15 protein-coding genes and 1 pseudogene are annotated in these 15,156 nt (G+C 72.5%); 9 read left to right on the top strand and 7 right to left on the bottom strand.

Annotated features, from left to right (window positions below):
* Positions 1-25 precede the first annotated feature (25 nt).
* Together ACFY3L_RS17020 and ACFY3L_RS17025 are read left to right on the top strand one after the other, a co-directional pair.
* Positions 26-1,516 (top strand): MFS transporter, encoded by a 1,491-nt coding sequence (locus ACFY3L_RS17020; protein WP_389324033.1) that lies wholly within the window; start codon positions 26-28, stop codon positions 1,514-1,516.
* 97 nt (positions 1,517-1,613) lie between these two features.
* Positions 1,614-2,423, top strand: a complete 810-nt coding sequence (locus tag ACFY3L_RS17025) for a polysaccharide deacetylase family protein (RefSeq protein ID WP_389324036.1) — start codon at positions 1,614-1,616, stop codon at positions 2,421-2,423.
* Here the strand turns inward: ACFY3L_RS17025 and ACFY3L_RS17030 are convergent.
* Positions 2,410-2,613, bottom strand: coding sequence for a hypothetical protein (locus ACFY3L_RS17030; RefSeq protein ID WP_389324599.1), 204 nt, complete (start codon positions 2,611-2,613; stop codon positions 2,410-2,412). The two genes, ACFY3L_RS17025 and ACFY3L_RS17030, sit on opposite strands and share 14 nt — an antisense overlap.
* Before the next feature lie 58 nt (positions 2,614-2,671).
* Positions 2,672-2,968: pseudogene (locus ACFY3L_RS17035) on the bottom strand (AAA family ATPase); the annotation flags it as partial.
* Positions 2,969-3,045: 77 nt separating this feature from the next.
* Here ACFY3L_RS17035 and ACFY3L_RS17040 point away from each other — a divergent pair.
* The gene (locus ACFY3L_RS17040; protein ID WP_389324039.1) at positions 3,046-3,609 is read left to right on the top strand and encodes a dihydrofolate reductase family protein; all 564 of its coding nucleotides are present in this window, start codon (positions 3,046-3,048) and stop codon (positions 3,607-3,609) included.
* A 425-nt stretch (positions 3,610-4,034) separates the two neighbouring features.
* Here the strand turns inward: ACFY3L_RS17040 and ACFY3L_RS17045 are convergent, their stop codons facing one another.
* Positions 4,035-4,337 (bottom strand): DUF1905 domain-containing protein, encoded by a 303-nt coding sequence (locus tag ACFY3L_RS17045; protein ID WP_389324041.1) that lies wholly within the window; start codon positions 4,335-4,337, stop codon positions 4,035-4,037.
* A gap of 154 nt (positions 4,338-4,491) precedes the next feature.
* Here ACFY3L_RS17045 and ACFY3L_RS17050 point away from each other — a divergent pair, with 154 nt between their 5' ends.
* Positions 4,492-5,316: a metalloregulator ArsR/SmtB family transcription factor gene (locus ACFY3L_RS17050; RefSeq protein WP_389324044.1), complete on the top strand. Its 825-nt coding sequence runs from the start codon at positions 4,492-4,494 to the stop codon at positions 5,314-5,316.
* The gene (locus ACFY3L_RS17055; protein ID WP_389324047.1) at positions 5,313-5,900 is read left to right on the top strand and encodes a dihydrofolate reductase family protein; all 588 of its coding nucleotides are present in this window, start codon (positions 5,313-5,315) and stop codon (positions 5,898-5,900) included. Before ACFY3L_RS17050 ends, ACFY3L_RS17055 begins: the two co-directional genes overlap by 4 nt.
* An 847-nt stretch (positions 5,901-6,747) precedes the next feature.
* Here ACFY3L_RS17055 and ACFY3L_RS17060 read toward each other — a convergent pair.
* Both ACFY3L_RS17060 and ACFY3L_RS17065 read right to left on the bottom strand, forming a co-directional pair.
* Positions 6,748-6,924: a hypothetical protein gene (locus tag ACFY3L_RS17060; protein ID WP_389324050.1), complete on the bottom strand. Its 177-nt coding sequence runs from the start codon at positions 6,922-6,924 to the stop codon at positions 6,748-6,750.
* A gap of 294 nt (positions 6,925-7,218) precedes the next feature.
* Positions 7,219-9,315, bottom strand: a complete 2,097-nt coding sequence (locus ACFY3L_RS17065) for an MMPL family transporter (protein ID WP_389324053.1) — start codon at positions 9,313-9,315, stop codon at positions 7,219-7,221.
* 135 nt (positions 9,316-9,450) lie between these two features.
* Between ACFY3L_RS17065 and ACFY3L_RS17070 the strand changes: the two genes are divergently transcribed.
* Positions 9,451-11,709, top strand: a complete 2,259-nt coding sequence (locus ACFY3L_RS17070; RefSeq protein ID WP_389324056.1) for a glycoside hydrolase family 3 N-terminal domain-containing protein — start codon at positions 9,451-9,453, stop codon at positions 11,707-11,709.
* A gap of 59 nt (positions 11,710-11,768) precedes the next feature.
* Here the strand turns inward: ACFY3L_RS17070 and ACFY3L_RS17075 are convergent, their stop codons facing one another.
* Together ACFY3L_RS17075 and ACFY3L_RS17080 are read right to left on the bottom strand one after the other, a co-directional pair.
* Positions 11,769-12,428 (bottom strand): DUF6518 family protein, encoded by a 660-nt coding sequence (locus ACFY3L_RS17075; protein WP_389324059.1) that lies wholly within the window; start codon positions 12,426-12,428, stop codon positions 11,769-11,771.
* Between the two features lie 7 nt (positions 12,429-12,435).
* Positions 12,436-13,056 (bottom strand): TetR/AcrR family transcriptional regulator, encoded by a 621-nt coding sequence (locus ACFY3L_RS17080; protein WP_389324062.1) that lies wholly within the window; start codon positions 13,054-13,056, stop codon positions 12,436-12,438.
* Positions 13,057-13,106: 50 nt separating this feature from the next.
* Here ACFY3L_RS17080 and ACFY3L_RS17085 point away from each other — a divergent pair, with 50 nt between their 5' ends.
* From ACFY3L_RS17085 to ACFY3L_RS17095, 3 genes are all read left to right on the top strand, one after another.
* On the top strand, positions 13,107-14,054 hold the full coding sequence (locus tag ACFY3L_RS17085; protein ID WP_389324065.1) for an NADP-dependent oxidoreductase: 948 nt from the start codon (positions 13,107-13,109) through the stop codon (positions 14,052-14,054).
* 45 nt (positions 14,055-14,099) lie between these two features.
* Positions 14,100-14,624, top strand: coding sequence for a GNAT family N-acetyltransferase (locus ACFY3L_RS17090; protein WP_389324068.1), 525 nt, complete (start codon positions 14,100-14,102; stop codon positions 14,622-14,624).
* Positions 14,625-14,717: 93 nt separating this feature from the next.
* Complete coding sequence (locus ACFY3L_RS17095; protein ID WP_389324071.1) at positions 14,718-15,095, top strand: hypothetical protein; 378 nt, start codon at positions 14,718-14,720, stop codon at positions 15,093-15,095.
* Positions 15,096-15,156 lie beyond the last annotated feature (61 nt).

Genomic DNA, 15,156 nt, shown 5'->3' on the forward strand with positions numbered 1-15,156 from the left:
ACGTTGGATTACGGGAGCGTGGTTCATGTCGAACGTCCGACTGCCGCTACGCGGTCTCATCACGTTCGCGACCGGCTCCGTCGGCATGGGCGTGTGGGTCACCGTGCCCGGCCTGCTCCTGCTGTACTTCCTCACCGACATCCTCGCCGTCGCGCCGCTGCTCGCGGGGTTCGTCCTGCTCGCACCCAAGATCCTCGACGTCCTCCTGCACCCGTGGGTCGGCCGGCTCTCCGACGCCGACCTGGCCCGCCGCGGCCACCGGCGCCGGCTCATGCTGGCCGGCACGGCGCTCGCCGTCGCGTTCGCCGCGCTGTTCGCGGTCCCCGGCCTGCGCGGCGCTCCGGCGGGGCTGTGGGTCGCGGTCGCGTTCATCGCCGGCAACCTCCTCTTCGCCGCGTACCAGGTCCCCTACCTTGCCACTCCCGCGGATCTGAGCATCGGCTACCACGAGCGCACCCGCCTGATGGGCTTCCGCATGGTGGTCCTCACCGTCGGCATCCTGCTCAGCGGCGTGGCCGCGCCACTGCTCGCCGACCTGCTCGGGTACGCCTGGATGGGCCTGCTGCTGGGCATCGCCATGCTCGCCGCGATGCTGGTCGGCATCCTCGGCGTCCGGCGCCTGACGGTCGCCGCTCCCGGTGCGCAGCGCGGTCCGTCAGCGGTCGCCGATCCCGTACAGGTTGCCGCTCCTGAAGCGCAGCACGGACCGTCGGCGGTTGCCGCTGCCGTACAGACCGCCGCTCCTGAAGCGCAGCACGGACCGTCGACCATCGCCGCTCCCGTACAAGCCGCCGCTCCTGAAGCGCAGCACGGACCGTCGGCGGTTGCCGCTCCTGTACGGGCTGCCGCGGGCGCGCGGCACGGGCTGCTCGCCTCGCTGCGGGACCGGCAGTTCCGCACCCTGGTCGCGTCATATCTGGCGATGTCGACCACGACGCACCTGGTCCTCGCCGCCGTGCCCTACTTCGCGGAGTACGAGCTGGGCCGCCCCAAGCTCACCACCGTCCTGGTCGCCGCGTTCGTCGCCCCGGCGATCCTCGCCACGCCCGTCTGGGTGGCCGTGGCCCGCCGGATCGGCAAGCAGCGTGGCCTGCTCGTCGCCCAGGTGGCGTTCGTCGCCGGCTCCCTCGTGCTCGCCCTCGGCGCCGCCGGCGGCCTGCCCCTGATCGTCGCGGCGGTCGCGGTCCTGGGCGTCGCGTTCGCCGCCATGCAGCTGCTGCCCTTCTCGATGCTGCCCGACGTCATCGCCGCCTCCGGGCCCGACGGCACCATCCGTGCGGGCGGCTACACCGGCGTCTGGACCGCGGCGGAGGCGACCGGCGGCGCGCTGGGGCCCTACGTGTACGCGGCCTGCCTCGCCCTCGGCGGCTTCGCGGCCAGCGCCGCCGGCGAGCACGTCACCCAGACGCCGGCGGCCCTCACCGCGGTCCGCTACGGATTCGCCCTCGTCCCGGCCGCCCTCATGACCGTGGCCGTGCTGCTCCAGCGCCGCTACACCCTCGACACCGGCCACTGACACCTCTCGCCCTCCGGAGTGTGCAACCCTGTGCGGGCCGATCGCGTCAAGAACAGTGCGTCGGAGCGACGTGATCATGCACGCGGAGGTGACTGCTGTGACCGGACTGTCCCGCAGACGCCTGCTCGGCGCCGGGCTCGCCGCGACCGGCACGGCCCTCGTCGCGGGCGGCTCGGCGGGTCCGCCGCTCCCTCCGGCTCCGCACCGCGGTCCCTTGCCCGTCCCGCAGGCGGCCGCGCCCACATCGCCCCCGGCACCGTCGCCTTCGCTGCCGCCCATGCCGCCACTCGACCGGCCGGTGTTCACGCTGGAGGAGTACCGCAAGCTGGTGCCCGGCCCGCCCTTCCCGGCGAACGCGGTGGCCCTGACCATCGACGACGGCCCGCACCCCAGGTGGACGCCGAAGGTGCTCCGCCTGCTGGACCGCTACCACGTGCCGGCCCTCTTCTGCCTCATCGGCAACCAGGTCCTCGGTCACGAGACGGTCGCCAAGGACCTCGTCGCCGCCGGCCACCACGTCGCCAACCACACGTGGAGCCACCCGGCGAAGCTCGCCCAGTTCGACCCGGGCCGCGTACAGCAGGAGATCGACCGCGCGCAGGACAAGATCTACTCGACCACCGGCAAGCTGCCGACCATCTTCCGCGCCCCCGGCGGTGCCGTCTCCCCCACCGTCCTCGCCGCCGCGGCGCAGGCTCGGATGCTGCCCATCAACTGGACCAACGACCCGCGCGACTGGACCCAGCCCGGCACCCGTTCCATCACCGACCACCTCCTCGCCGCCCGCCCCGGCCAGATCCTGCTCTGCCACGACGGCGGCGGCGACCGCGCCCAGACCTGCGCCGCCTTGGAGACCGTCATCCCCGCCCTGCAGGCCCGCGGCTACCAGTTCGTCATCCTCGACTGAAGCCCAGCACCGCCTCGACCACCGTGTCCAACGGCGCGACGGTGTCGACCACGAGGTGCGGATCCGTCCACGGCGCGTACGCGATGGCCTCGACGTGTGCCCATGTCGGCTCCGGCAGGTGCCGCAGTCCCCGCCGCCGGCCCTCCAGACGGCGGCGGTGCTCCTGCCGGTCCGAGCACGTGAGCACCACGAACCGCAGCCCCGCACCGGCCCGCGCCGCCGCGCCACGTCTGCCGGGCGGGCTCGCTGTCGTTGACGGCGTCGACCACGACGGTCCGGCCCAGCGCCAGGTTCTGCTCGGCGAACGCCCTGGTCACCTCGTACGCCGCGACGCCCGTCTCCCACCCCGCGGCCAGCCCGGCGCCGAGCATCGCGTCCTCGGCCGCGTCGATGGACAGCTGCATCGCACCCAACCCGGCGGCAACCCCCGCGGCCACGGCACTCTTCCCCGTCCCCGGCAACCCGGACACAACGATCAGCACCCCGGCATCGTCGCAGCACGACGCCGCGCGGGCTCGCCCGTTGCTCCCTGTGTCGGGCGTCACATCGCGGTAATGTCGAGCGCGGACGCCGCGACTCGACCCCCCGGTGACAGCGTCAGCAGCACGAATTGGAGCCGGACATGCGGAAGATCATCTACTGGGTGCACACGTCGGTCGACGGGTTCATCGACGGCCCGAACGGTGAGTTCGACTGGCCGACCATGGGCCCGGAGCTGTCGGCGTACTCCGAAGTCCTCGACCAGCGGGTCGACACGCTGCTGTTCGGACGCCCCGTGTGGGAGATGATGGTCGGGTTCTGGCCGACCGCGGAGTCGATGTCGGACGACCCGCACGTCACCGCCTTCGCCCCGTTCTGGCGCGCGACACCGAAGGTCGTCTTCTCCCGGACCTTCGAGGGCGACGCGTGGACCAGCCGCGTCATCGCCGGCAACCTGCGCGACGAGGTGCTCGCGCTCAAGGCGGAGCCCGGCGCCGACCTCCTGCTCACCGGCGGCGCGTCGCTCGCCGCCGCCCTGACGGACCACGGCCTCATCGACGAGTACCACGTCGCGGTGCACCCGGTCGTCCTCGGCGGCGGCCGCCGCCTGTTCGCCGAGCCGAAGCAGCGCCTCAACCTGCGCACCGTCACCTCCACTCTCCTGGACGGCGCCGTCACCGTGACGCATTACCAGCCGTCCGCCTGAACCTGTAGCCGATGCCGGGTCCGGCAGAGCTGGTCCTTGCTGAGCGCTGATTCGGTTTCGAATCCACCGCTCCGTCCGTGAGTCCTCGGTGAACGGTCCCGATTTGATGGTGCTGGCCGGTGGGTCAGAGAGAGACTGCGCAGTATCGACTGCTGCCGCGCTCCGCACGCCCGCTGGCGAGCCGACCGATCGCCAGCGGGTCGACCGGCCGCCAGGGGACCGACCGGTCGTTGGCGGGGCCGACCGGTCGTTGGCGGGGGCCGACCGGCCGTAGGCAGACCGACCGGCCGTAGGCGGGCCGCTCGTCGCCACAGCCACGGAACGAAGGCTGTGGCGACGACCGGAGCACAAGGCCACTCGCATCGCCCGCACGAGGACAACGGCACGTCGCCCACAGAGGAACAACGGCGGCCAGACGTCGGGTGTCAGACGTCAAGCAGCTCCACGGTCACTGCAGTGGTGTCGCCGACGGCTAACGACTCGGCCTTGCGAACCGGGCCCTTGACCGGCAGGACGTAAGGCCCGCCGCCGCTGCCCGGGAAGATCGACGTCTTCCAGGTCGTGCCGCCGATGCTCACCCGCACCCGCAGCGACCCGAAGCCGCGCTTCACCGAGCCGGTCAGGTCACGGATGTCCTCCGACTCGTCGGCCGGCAGCGTCACGAACACCCAGGTGTCCATGCGCCTGGCGTCCCATGCCCACAACTGCGCCTCGAACTCCACCATCACCCCCATACCCTCGCACAGGGGTACGACAGAAAATCCTGCCCGCGCCTTCGCCGGAGACGGTCGCCGGGCATCCGCTCGCCCAATGCCGCCGCCCATCTGGAGTCGCCGAGTTATTCCTTGACAGGAATATTCTCCATGGAGCATACTTTGCTGCATGGAAGCACTCCTCGCCGCGCTCGCGGACCCGGCGCGCTGGCGGCTGATCAGCCTGCTGGCCGAGCGCCCCCGGTCCGTCGGGGTCCTCGCCCAGCTCACCGGGGCGCGGCAACCACAGACCACCAAGCACCTGCAGACGCTCGAGCGCGCGGGCGTCGTGACCTCGCTGCGGTCCGGGCAGCGCCGCATGTACGCGTTGCTGAGCACCCCCCTCCGCGACCTGGCGGTCACGCTGGGCAGCCTCGCCGACGCCGCGGATCTCGTCAGCGGCACCGACTCGCTGTTCGAGCGTCACGTGCGCAGCGTGCTCGCCGAGCGGTCCGCCGCCGGCGCGACCGGGTGGGCGGACGGGCGAGTGTTCCGGTTCACCCGGGCGCTGCGCGGCGGCCCCGACCTCGTCTGGAGCCACCTGACCGACCCGGCGCTGCTCAGCGACTGGTGGGCGCCCGAAGGCCTGCGGGTCTCCGGCCTCGTCATCGAGGCGCGGCCGGGCGGGCGGCTCGTCCTGGAATACCGCGACGCCGAGGACACCGACGGCACCGACGCGGTCGTGGGCCGCGCCGAGGGTGTCGTGGAGGACGTGCGCCCCGGCGAGCGCCTCTCTTACCGGCTGTCCCCGTTACTGCCCGGCGGCGAGGTCGCGTTCACCTCGCACGTCGACATGGACCTGCGGCCGTCCGCGACCGGCACCGACCTCGACGTGCACTACCGGATCACCGGCAGCACCGTCGACTCCGCCGACTTCATCGCCGGCATCGAGCTCGGCTATGGCCAGAGCCTCGACAAGCTCACCACCACCATCGACGCAAGGAGCACCGCATGACCCGCCGGATCGTCACCAATATGAGCCTGTCCCTCGACGGCCGCTACGCCGCGCCGGAGAACCCCGTCGACATGCGCTGGGTGATGCCGTATGCGATCACCGACGTCGCCCGTGACCACCTGACGAAGCTGTGGGAGCCGGCGACGACGGCCCTGCTCGGCCGGGTCAACGCGGAGGGCTTCCTCGGCTTCTGGCCCACGGTCATCGGCATGGAGGGCGCCGACCCGCGCGACGAGGGCTTCGCGAAGTGGCTCGTCGACGCCGACAAGGTCGTGCTGTCCTCGACGCTGCGCGAGGCGCCGTGGGAGCGCACCACGGTCGTCGACAAGCCCACCGCCGAGGTCGCCGCGGAGCTGAAGGCCACCGACGGCGGCGACATCCTCGTGCTGTCCAGCGCCAGCGTCATCAAGGCCCTCCTCGCCGCCGACCTGGTCGACCGTCTGGCGCTCACCGTCTTCCCGGTCTTCCTCGGCGGAGGGCCGCGCCTCTTCGACGACGGACTCCCGTCCGCCCAGTGGTCACTGACCAGCCAGACGGCGGGCGAGCACGGCACCCTCGCGCTCGTCTACGACCGCGCCCGCTGACCAGCGCCCGGCCCCACCAAGAGTCACCACCCGCCAACCGAACGGCACCTCGAGCGACCCGAGCGGAGGCAGGTCAGCACAGCGCCCATGCGGACTCACGCTCAACCCACCTCGGCAGCGGGCTGCACGCGGGCACACCCGGGCGCGGCGCGAGATTCACCGCACCACAAACCGGGCGGCGCGCCGAACGACCCCGGCGGGGACAGAGCACCACCGGGGCTCGTTCCCGGTCAGCTCGGCCGCTCAGACCCTGATCACCTTCTCGGACGCGGCGGGCGTCACGTGGACGTGACCGCTGAAGGGCCAGCCGTGCGGACGTGGCCGCTGAAGGGCCGGTCGTCAGGCCCATGACCGGCACACTGATCCAGACCGGCACGCCCGGGCACGGCACGCCCGGGCACGGCACGCCCGGGCACGGCACGCCCGGGCACGGCACGACGCAGCCGAGTGGCTTCCGAATGGAATTCCGAGTGGCTTCAGCGGGCCGAGGCCGGCGAGCATCGTCCGGAGGCACGGCACGGCACGGCACGGGACAGCGCCCGCATTGGCCGGCGACATGGGGCTGAGCAACTCCACGGATTGGCGCGGCGAACACGCGAACCGGAGGGCGCACCAGGTCCGCGGCCGACACGCGAACGGGGGGCGCACCGGGTCTCCGGCCGGCACCCGAACGGGGGCGCATCGAGTCTCCGGCCGGCACGCGAACAGGGGCGCACCAGGGCCGCGGCGGACCTGGTGCGCCCCGCAGCATGGCGCGGAGCTGCCCACGGCTTGCCTGGCGGACACGGAGCTCGGCGCGCCGGGGCGGTGCCCGGGATCAGCAGGCAGCCCGGCGACGTCAAGCGTGTCATCCGGCAGTGTCGAGGTAGGCGGTCATCGCGGCGATGTGGATGTCCCAGCCGCGGCCCGCGGTGTGCTGGACGAGCCTGCCGGTGGCCCGGGGCGCGGGCCATGAAGGCGTCACGGTCCCGCCGAAGTGTGCGACCGGATCGGCCAACAGCACCGGGAAGATGACGCTACGCAATTGCGTCCTGAGTCAACTTCTGGATCGCCGGCTGCAGCCGGGTCGCGTTGGCGTCAGCGGCGCTGACGGGACGGGCGTGAATGGGTCGCGGTGGGAAGACGGTCGTGGTGTACCTCACGGCATGGTCGGGCCCCTGACGGGTTTGGCGCTCACCCGTCAGGGGTAGATCGATTCGTGCAACATGAAGGAGGAAGCACGGATGCTGTCGCACGATGAACGCGATTACGACGACGACCTCTGGATGACCGAGGAAGAGCCCATCAGCGGTCCGTACCGGGACGGGCGTCCCATCCTCTAGACGGCCACTCGCTCCTTCTCGAGTGAGGGTCTGGTGGTCCGGCCGAGGGCGCTGGGCCACCACATGCGTTCGCCGACGTCGAGGTTCAGCGCGGTGACCAGCACGGATCGCACGACGATCGTGTCGAGCAGCACACCGAACGCCACCGCGAAGCCGATCTCGGCGAAGGCGGTCAGCGGCAGCGTGGCCAGGACCGCGAAGGTGCCGGCGAGGACCAGGCCGGCCGAGGTGATGACGCCCCCGGTGGCCGAGAGCCCGATCAGCGCAGCGCGGCGGGTGCCGTGCTTGACGGCCTCCTCGCGGACGCGGGTCATCAGGAAGATGTTGTAGTCGATCCCGAGCGCGACCAGGAACACGAAGACGAACAGCGGGAGCGACGAGTCCGCGCCGCCGTAGCCGAAGACGTGCCTGAAGACCAGCGCGCTGACGCCGAGTGCGGCGCCGAACGACAGCACGACGGTCGCCATGAGGATGACCGGTGCGAGCACCGACCGCAGCAGCAGGATCAGGATCAGCAGCACCACCGCGAGCACGATCGGGATGATCAGGTTGCGGTCGTGCTTGGCGGCGCGCTGCACGTCGAGGTTGACGGCGGTGGTGCCGCCGACCTTCGCGCCGGCGCCGGGCACGGCGTGCACGGCGGCACGGACGCGGTCCACGGTGTCGTACGCCGCCTGGCTGTCGGCCTGGTCGACGAGGTTACCCGTCACGTACGCGTAGGAGCCGGCTGTCAAGGGCTCACTGACCGAGGCCGGGTCGATGCCGGGCACACCCAGGAACGCCGCCCGGGTCGCGGCGGCGCCGGCCGCGGTGCTGATGACGATCACGGGGCTGCCCGCGGCGCCCGCGCTGTGCCGGGCCAGGACCTCCTCGCCGACGATCGAGTCCTGCGTGCCGCGGAACGACTCCTTGTTGGTGAGCCCGGTGGCGTCCAGCTGCGCGACGCCGATCGTGGCCACGGCCAGTACCAGCGCGGTCACGATCCAGACGCTCCGGGGGCGTGTGGCGATGCGGTCGCCGACCCGGGCCCACAGGCCGGTCGCGGTCGGTTCGGCGGAGCCGGTCTGCGGGCGCAGCGGCCAGAAGATCCACCGGCCGCAGATCGTGAGCAGCACGGGCAGCAGGGTCAGCATGACGGCGAGGCCGACCGCGATGCCGATGGCGGCGACCGGGCCGAGGCCCTTCGTCGAGTTGGTCTCGGCGAAGAACAGGCACAGCATGCCGAGCACGACCGTGGCGGCGCTGGCGATGATCGCGGGCCCGGAGCGGTGCAGCGCCTCCGCCATCGCCTCGTGGCGGTCCTCGTGGCGGCGCAGCTCCTCGCGGTACCGCGCGATCAGCAGCAACGCGTAGTCGGTGCCGGCGCCGAAGACGAGGACGGTGAGGATGCCGGCACTCTGCGCGTTCACGACCAGGTCGGCGTGCTTGGCGAGCAGGTAGATGACGGCCTGCGCGACGATGAGCGCCACGCCCGAGGAGATGACCGGAAGGAGCCACAGCAGCGGGCTGCGGTACGTGACGAGCAGGATCACCACCACGACGGCGATCGTGCCGAACAGCAGGCTGCCGTCGATGCCCTCGAACGCGGCGCTGGAGTCGGCGGCGGTGCCGGCGGGGCCGGTGACGTGCACGGTCAGCCCATCGCTACCCCGCGTAGCGACCTCGCGCAGATGGTCGACCAGATCCCCGGCTTTCGACCAACCGTCGGCGCCGAGGTTGAGGGGGACAATGGTCTGCGCCGCCTGCCCGTCCTTGGTCGGGATCGGTCCGGTGACGGTGCCGTCGAGCGAAGGGATGCCGCCGAACGCCGCCGCATCGGCAGCCAGCTTGGCCCGGTCGCCGTCGGTGAGACCAGAGACACGCTCGTACACCACGATCGCCGGAATCGTGTCGGGCGAGGCGAAGCTCGACTGCACGTCGATGACCTGCACGGACTCGGCGCCACCGGGCAGCCAGGACTTGGCGTCGTTGCGCTCGACGTCGGTCAGCTTGCCGGCCAGCGGGCCGGCGAAGGCCGCGACGGCCAGCCAGAAAATCACGAAGACGTACTTGATCCGGCGGCCCGCGACGGCCCCGGCGACAGACTTCCCCATGCATCGATGCTTGCATAGGTAGTCTAGCTACGCATTGTGACCCAGGACACGCTCCGTAATGCCCCGAGGCGAGGGGTTCTCCAGAGAGCGCTCTCCCGCGTACAGTTCTGGACGGACCAGCGTGAAAGGAACTCCGTGCCAGCCCCTCTTCCCTACCTCGACCCTTCCCTCGCCGTCGCCGAGCGCGTCGCCGACCTGCTCGCCCGCATGACGCTGCCCGAGAAGGTAGGGCAGATGCTGCAGCTCAACGCGCGTGACGGCGTCCGCCACCTCGTCGAGGACATGCACGCAGGCTCGATCCTGCACGCCTCACCGGAGCGGGTCCTGGAGGCCACGGCGCTCGTGGAGAAGACCCGCCTGCGCATCCCGCTGCTGGTCGCCGAGGACTGCATCCACGGCCACTCGTTCTGGATCGGCGCCACGATCTTCCCGACCCAGCTCGGCATGGCCGCGTCCTGGGACCCGGAGCTCGTGGAGCGGGTCGCCCGCGTGACCGCCGTGGAGGTCGCCGCCACCGGCATCCACTGGACCTTCTCCCCCGTGCTGTGCATCGCCCGCGACCTGCGGTGGGGCCGGGTCAGCGAGACGTTCGGCGAGGACCCGTTCCTCATCGGCGAGTTCGCCTCCGCGATGGTCCGCGGCTACCAGGGCGACGGCCTGGCCGACCCGACCGCGATCCTGGCCACCGCGAAGCACTTCGCCGGCTACTCCGAGACGCAGGGCGGCCGCGACGCCAGCGAGGCCGACCTGTCGCCGCGCAAGCTGCGCTCGTGGTTCCTGCCGCCGTTCGAGCGGGTCGCCCGGGAGGGCTGCCGCACGTTCATGCTCGGCTACCAGTCGATGGACGGCGTGCCGATCACCGTCAACAGCTGGCTGCTCGACGACGTCCTGCGCGGCGAGTGGGGCTACACCGGCACCCTCGTCACCGACTGGGACAACGTCGGCCGGATGGTGTGGGAGCAGCGGGTCCACGTCGACTACGCCTCCGCGTCGGCCGCCGCCGTCAAGGCCGGCAACGACATGGTGATGACCACCCCGGGCTTCTTCGAGGGCGCCCAGGACGCGGTCGCCAAGGGCATGCTCGACGAGTCGGACATCGACCAGGCCGTACGGCGGATCCTGACGCTGAAGTTCGAGCTCGGCCTGTTCGAGCAGCCGCGCCACCCCGACCCGGAGCGGCAGGCGGCGGTGATCGGGTGCGGCCCGCACGCCGCGGTCAACCTGGAGATCGCCCGCCGCAGCCTGGTGCTGCTGCGCAACGACGGCACGCTGCCGATGTCCGGCTCGGGCAAGACCGTCGCCGTGATCGGGCCCAACGCCGACGACCAGCACGCGCAGCTCGGCGACTGGGCCGGCGCGTCGGGGCAGACCGAGTGGCTGCCGGACGGCCACCCGCGCGAGCTGACCCAGACCGTGCTGGACGGCGTGCGCGCCACCGTGCCCGACGGCTGGACCGTCACCACCGCGCGCGGCGCCGACATCCTCACCGTTGGCCCCGACCCGGAGGGCGAGTTCTTCCCCGACGGCCAGCCCCGCCCGCACGTCGTGCACCCCTGCGCCCCCGACCCGGCGATGATCGCCGAGGCGGTCGCGCTGGCGGAGCAGGCCGACTACGTGGTCGCGGTCGTCGGCGACCACATCGAGCTCGTCGGCGAGGGCAAGTCGACCGCCACCCTGGAGCTCATCGGCGGGCAGGTCGCGCTGCTCGACGCGCTCGCCGCCACTGGTACCCCACTGATCGTGGTCCTCATGAGCTCGAAGCCGCTCGTGCTGCCGCCGTCGGCGCTCAACGCGGCCGCGATCATCTTCGCGGCCAACCCGGGCATGCGCGGCGGCCAGGCGATCGCGGAGCTGCTGCTCGGCGTCATCGAGCCGTCCGGCCGCCTGCCGATCTCCTTCGCCCAGCACTCCGGCCAGCAGCCCACGTACTACAACCAGGTCCGCGGCCAGCACGGCAGCCGCTACGCCGACCTGACGCAGCGCCCGGCGTTCGCGTTCGGGCAGGGCCTGAGCTACACCACCGTCGAGTACACCGACCTGCGCATCGAGCAGACCGAGGTGACCGCCGCCGACACGCTGCGCGCCACCGTCACCCTCCACAACACCGGCACCCGCCCGGCGCTGGAGACCGTGCAGGTCTACGTCAGCGACACCGTCACGTCGGCGACCTGGGCCGACAAGGAGCTGAAGGCATACACCCAGGTGTCTCTGGCCCCCGGAGAGCGGCGTGGTGTGACCATCGACCTGCCGGTCGCCGCCTGCACGTTCGTCAACGCGGCAGGTGTACGAGTGGTCGAGCCGGGCGCCTTCGAGCTGCTGGTCGGCGCTTCCTCGCGGGACGAGGACCTGCTCCGCGCCGGCTTCAACGTCAGCGCCGGCACCCGGATCGGCTGAGCCCTGCGTCCGCCCGCCATGATCCGGAAGCGCGCCCAGGTCTTTCCGGATCATGGCGGTCAGAAGCCGGCGACCTGAACCGACTCGACCGCGTCCCAGGCGAGCGCGGCGGCGGCGCACGCGACGCAGGCGACGGCCGCGAACCGCGGCCACGACCGGGGGCCGCGGCCGCGGCCGAACATCCACACCGTGACCGCCACGCCGGCGAAGGCCTGCGCGAAGCCTTCGGCCAGGGCCATGCCGCCGAAGTCGCCGGTGACGAAATGATCGGCGACGATCTGGATGCCGGCGCCCGCGAGAAGGCCGCAGGCCAGCCCGGCGGCGGTCGCGGCAACCGGCGGCCGGTCCGACCGCACCAGATGGGCGAGCACGCCGAGGACGGCCCCGCCCACGACCGACAGGAGCAGCCAGTACGCCATCGCCGTCAGCACCGGCAGGAGGCCCTGCGCGCGCCAGCGGTCCGAGGCGAGGTTCAGGGCGTAGTAGCAGACCGTCGCCGTGGCCAGGACGACGACCGCCGCGGCGACGGCCGTGCGCCTCGACCGGGCCGGGAAGGCCGCGACGAACGCGGCATACCCCCACGCGAACCCGGTGCTGGCCGCCAGTTGCAGCACCGTCCGCAGGTCGCCGTCGAGCAGGTCCGCGGCGAACGAGGCGAACCCGAGCACACCACCCACCGCCGGCGACCATCCGATCGCCGCGCCCCACCGCTCCCCCATGGAGCCATTATCGGGACAGCGGCAACCTGACGGGTGGCGGCAGCGGCGCCGCGACCGGGTCCGCCTGGAACGACTGGAGCATCAGCGCCGCGAACCGGCGCGACGTCGCGACCCGCAGCTCGGGCGTGGCGGCCCGGATGCCCTCGTTCGCCATCAGGGCGAGGCTGACGTCCTCGAGCACGAAGTCCCGGCGCAGCCGGCCCGCCGCCTTCGCCCGCGCGACGAGGTCCAGCAGCAGCCGCAGGGTGCGGTCGCGATCGGCGGCGAGGCCGGCCGACGAGGGCAGCGCCGACGTGAACGCCCGGGCGAAGCCGCGGTCGAGCGCGTGCAGCTCCATGAGCTTCTCGACCACGTGACAGAAGCCGCGCCACGGGTCGGCCGCCGCCAGCCCTTCCGCCACGACCGCGGAGCACGTCGTCATCTGCTCCGCGAACGCCTCGGCCAGCAGCGCCTCCTTGGTCTGGAAGTGCCGGTAGACCGTGGCGGGCCCGACCTCCGCGCGCCTGGCGATCTCGCGGATCGGCACGTCGAGCCCGTCGGCGGCGAACGCGAGGCGGGCGACGGCGAGGATGCGCCCCCGGTTGTCGCGGGCGTCCGACCGCAACCGGGCTTTCACTTGTACCGTCACCGCTCTCACTTTAGCGAAACGGACGGGGTGTTCCGCTACGGTCGGGCGGCATGCGAGCAGTGCAGTTCACCCGGTACGGGCCGCCCCACGTCGTTCACGTCACCGAGGTCGAGGCGCCGCACGCCGGTCCGGGCGAGGTCCGGATCGCCGTGCGGGCCTCCGGGGTCTCGCCCGGGGAGGTGACGATCCGCTCCGGACGATGGCGGGACGTGGTGCCGGCCGCGTTCCCGTTCCGGACCGGCTTCGACGCGGCCGGTGTCGTCGACGAGGTCGGGGCCGGCGTCACCGGCGTACGGCCCGGCGACGAAATCTTCGGCATGGTGAGCACGGCGACCCGCGGCGCCAACGCCGACCGTGCCGTGCTGACCGCCTGGGCGCCGAAGCCGGCCGCGTGGGGCTGGGAAGAGGCGGGCGGCGCGGCGGGCAGCGCCGAGACGGCGGTGCGGGTCCTGGACCGGCTTGCGGTCGGTGCCGGGCACACGGTCCTCGTGCAGGGCGCGGCGGGCGCGGTGGGCACCGTCGCCGTCCAGCTCGCCGCCGCCCGCGGCGCCACCGTCATCGGCACCGCGAGCGCCCACAACCACGACTTCCTGCGCACGCTCGGCGCCGAGCCGGTGACGTACGGCCCGGGCCTGCCCGACCGGGTCCGGACGCTGGCGCCCGGCGGTGTGGACGCGGTGTTCGACTGCGCGGGCGGGGCGCTGCCCGACCTCGTCGCCGTCGCCGGCGACCCTGCCCGCGTGGTCACGATCGCCGACTTCACCGCGGCGGCCCACGGCGTCCACCTGTCGCACGGCGCCCCGGCCGACGCCACCCGCGACACCGTCGGCGCCGCCGATCCCCTGGCCGTGCACGCGCTGCCGATCGCGGTCGCGCTCGCCGCCGAAGGCCGCCTGCGGGTGCCGGTCGCGGCGGCGTTCCCGCTCGCCGAAGTCGCGGCCGCCCATGAGCTGAGCGAGACCCGCCACGCCCGCGGCAAGATCGTCCTGGTCCACTGAAAGCCGGCCGGCCGCCCCGCGGGGCGGCCGGTTAGGCTCCGCCGCATGACTGAGCCGCACACCCGACCCGCGGTCGTCGACGACGCGTTCGTCACGGCGGCGCACCAGATTCTCGCCGAGCTCGTCGGCGGCGGGGCGGCGCTCGGGTGGGTCGATCCGCCCGGCGTGGACGAGGTGGCGGGGCTGCTCGGGCACGTGGCGGCGGCCGTGGCGGACGGGGACGGGGCGCTGCGGGCCGCGTACGACGGCGGGCGGCTCGTCGGGCTCGGCTACTGGCTGCGGTACGCCCGGCCGACCCACCGCCCGCACGCCGATCTGGAGAAGCTCGCGGTCGCGGCCGACGTCCACGGGCGAGGCGTCGGGCGGGCACTCACCGCGGCGCTGATCGGCGACGCCCGCCGCGCCGGGATCGAGGTCCTGACGCTCGACGCCCGCGGCGACAACCACGGCGCGCTGCATCTCTACCGGTCGTTGGGTTTCCTGGTGTACGGGCGGCTGCCCCGCTTCGTGGCGGTGGGCGACCGCCGCTACGACAAGGTGCTGCTCATGCTGGACCTGCGCGAACGCTGAGATCGCGGCGCTGGCACGTTTCCGGGATTCGTCCGTGCGCGGGGTTGCCTACCTTCAATTCCAACAGCACACAGACTTTCCAGGGAGCACACGATGAGCGAGTACGGCGACTACGGCACCTACGAGGCCGGCGAGAACCACGAGTCCCTCGACCAGCTGCACCAGGTCGACGCCAGCGAGAACACCTACGACTCGCAGTTCGGCGTGTACGAGCAGGACCACACCTCGGCCGAGAGCACCAGCTTCGACCAGGGCCACCACGTCTCCTACAGCGACCCGACGACCGGCGTGCAGTACGAGGAGTCGGACTTCACCTCCTACGACCACTCCGCCGCCGAGACCGACCACGTCTTCGCCGCCGAGGGCTCCGAGACGGCGTCCTCGAGCGAGTTCCACGAGCTCGAGGCCCTGCAGGCCCGCCTGGACAGCGCCTTCGCCTCCGCGACCCAGATCAGCACCACCTCGGCGTAACCACGAGCGAAACCCCCTGGCGTGAGGCCGGCCACCACCACGGTGACCGGCCTTCGCCCGT

It is taken from the genome of Dactylosporangium sp. NPDC000521 (assembly GCF_042898305.1).
Classification (GTDB): Bacteria; Actinomycetota; Actinomycetes; order Mycobacteriales; family Micromonosporaceae; genus Dactylosporangium.

What these genes read in the sequence shown, in the direction of transcription:
- ACFY3L_RS17020 (WP_389324033.1), top strand. Translation starts at nt 26, where the DNA reads ATGTCGAACGTCCGACTGCCGCTACGCGGTCTCATCACGTTCGCGACC.
- ACFY3L_RS17040 (WP_389324039.1), top strand. Translation starts at nt 3,046, where the DNA reads ATGCGGAAGATCATCTACTGGGTGCACACGTCGGTCGACGGGTTCATC.
- ACFY3L_RS17050 (WP_389324044.1), top strand. Translation starts at nt 4,492, where the DNA reads ATGGAAGCACTCCTCGCCGCGCTCGCGGACCCGGCGCGCTGGCGGCTG.
- ACFY3L_RS17055 (WP_389324047.1), top strand. Translation starts at nt 5,313, where the DNA reads ATGACCCGCCGGATCGTCACCAATATGAGCCTGTCCCTCGACGGCCGC.
- ACFY3L_RS17065 (WP_389324053.1), bottom strand. Translation starts at nt 9,315, where the DNA reads ATGGGGAAGTCTGTCGCCGGGGCCGTCGCGGGCCGCCGGATCAAGTAC.
- ACFY3L_RS17075 (WP_389324059.1), bottom strand. Translation starts at nt 12,428, where the DNA reads ATGGGGGAGCGGTGGGGCGCGGCGATCGGATGGTCGCCGGCGGTGGGT.
- ACFY3L_RS17085 (WP_389324065.1), top strand. Translation starts at nt 13,107, where the DNA reads ATGCGAGCAGTGCAGTTCACCCGGTACGGGCCGCCCCACGTCGTTCAC.
- ACFY3L_RS17090 (WP_389324068.1), top strand. Translation starts at nt 14,100, where the DNA reads ATGACTGAGCCGCACACCCGACCCGCGGTCGTCGACGACGCGTTCGTC.
- ACFY3L_RS17095 (WP_389324071.1), top strand. Translation starts at nt 14,718, where the DNA reads ATGAGCGAGTACGGCGACTACGGCACCTACGAGGCCGGCGAGAACCAC.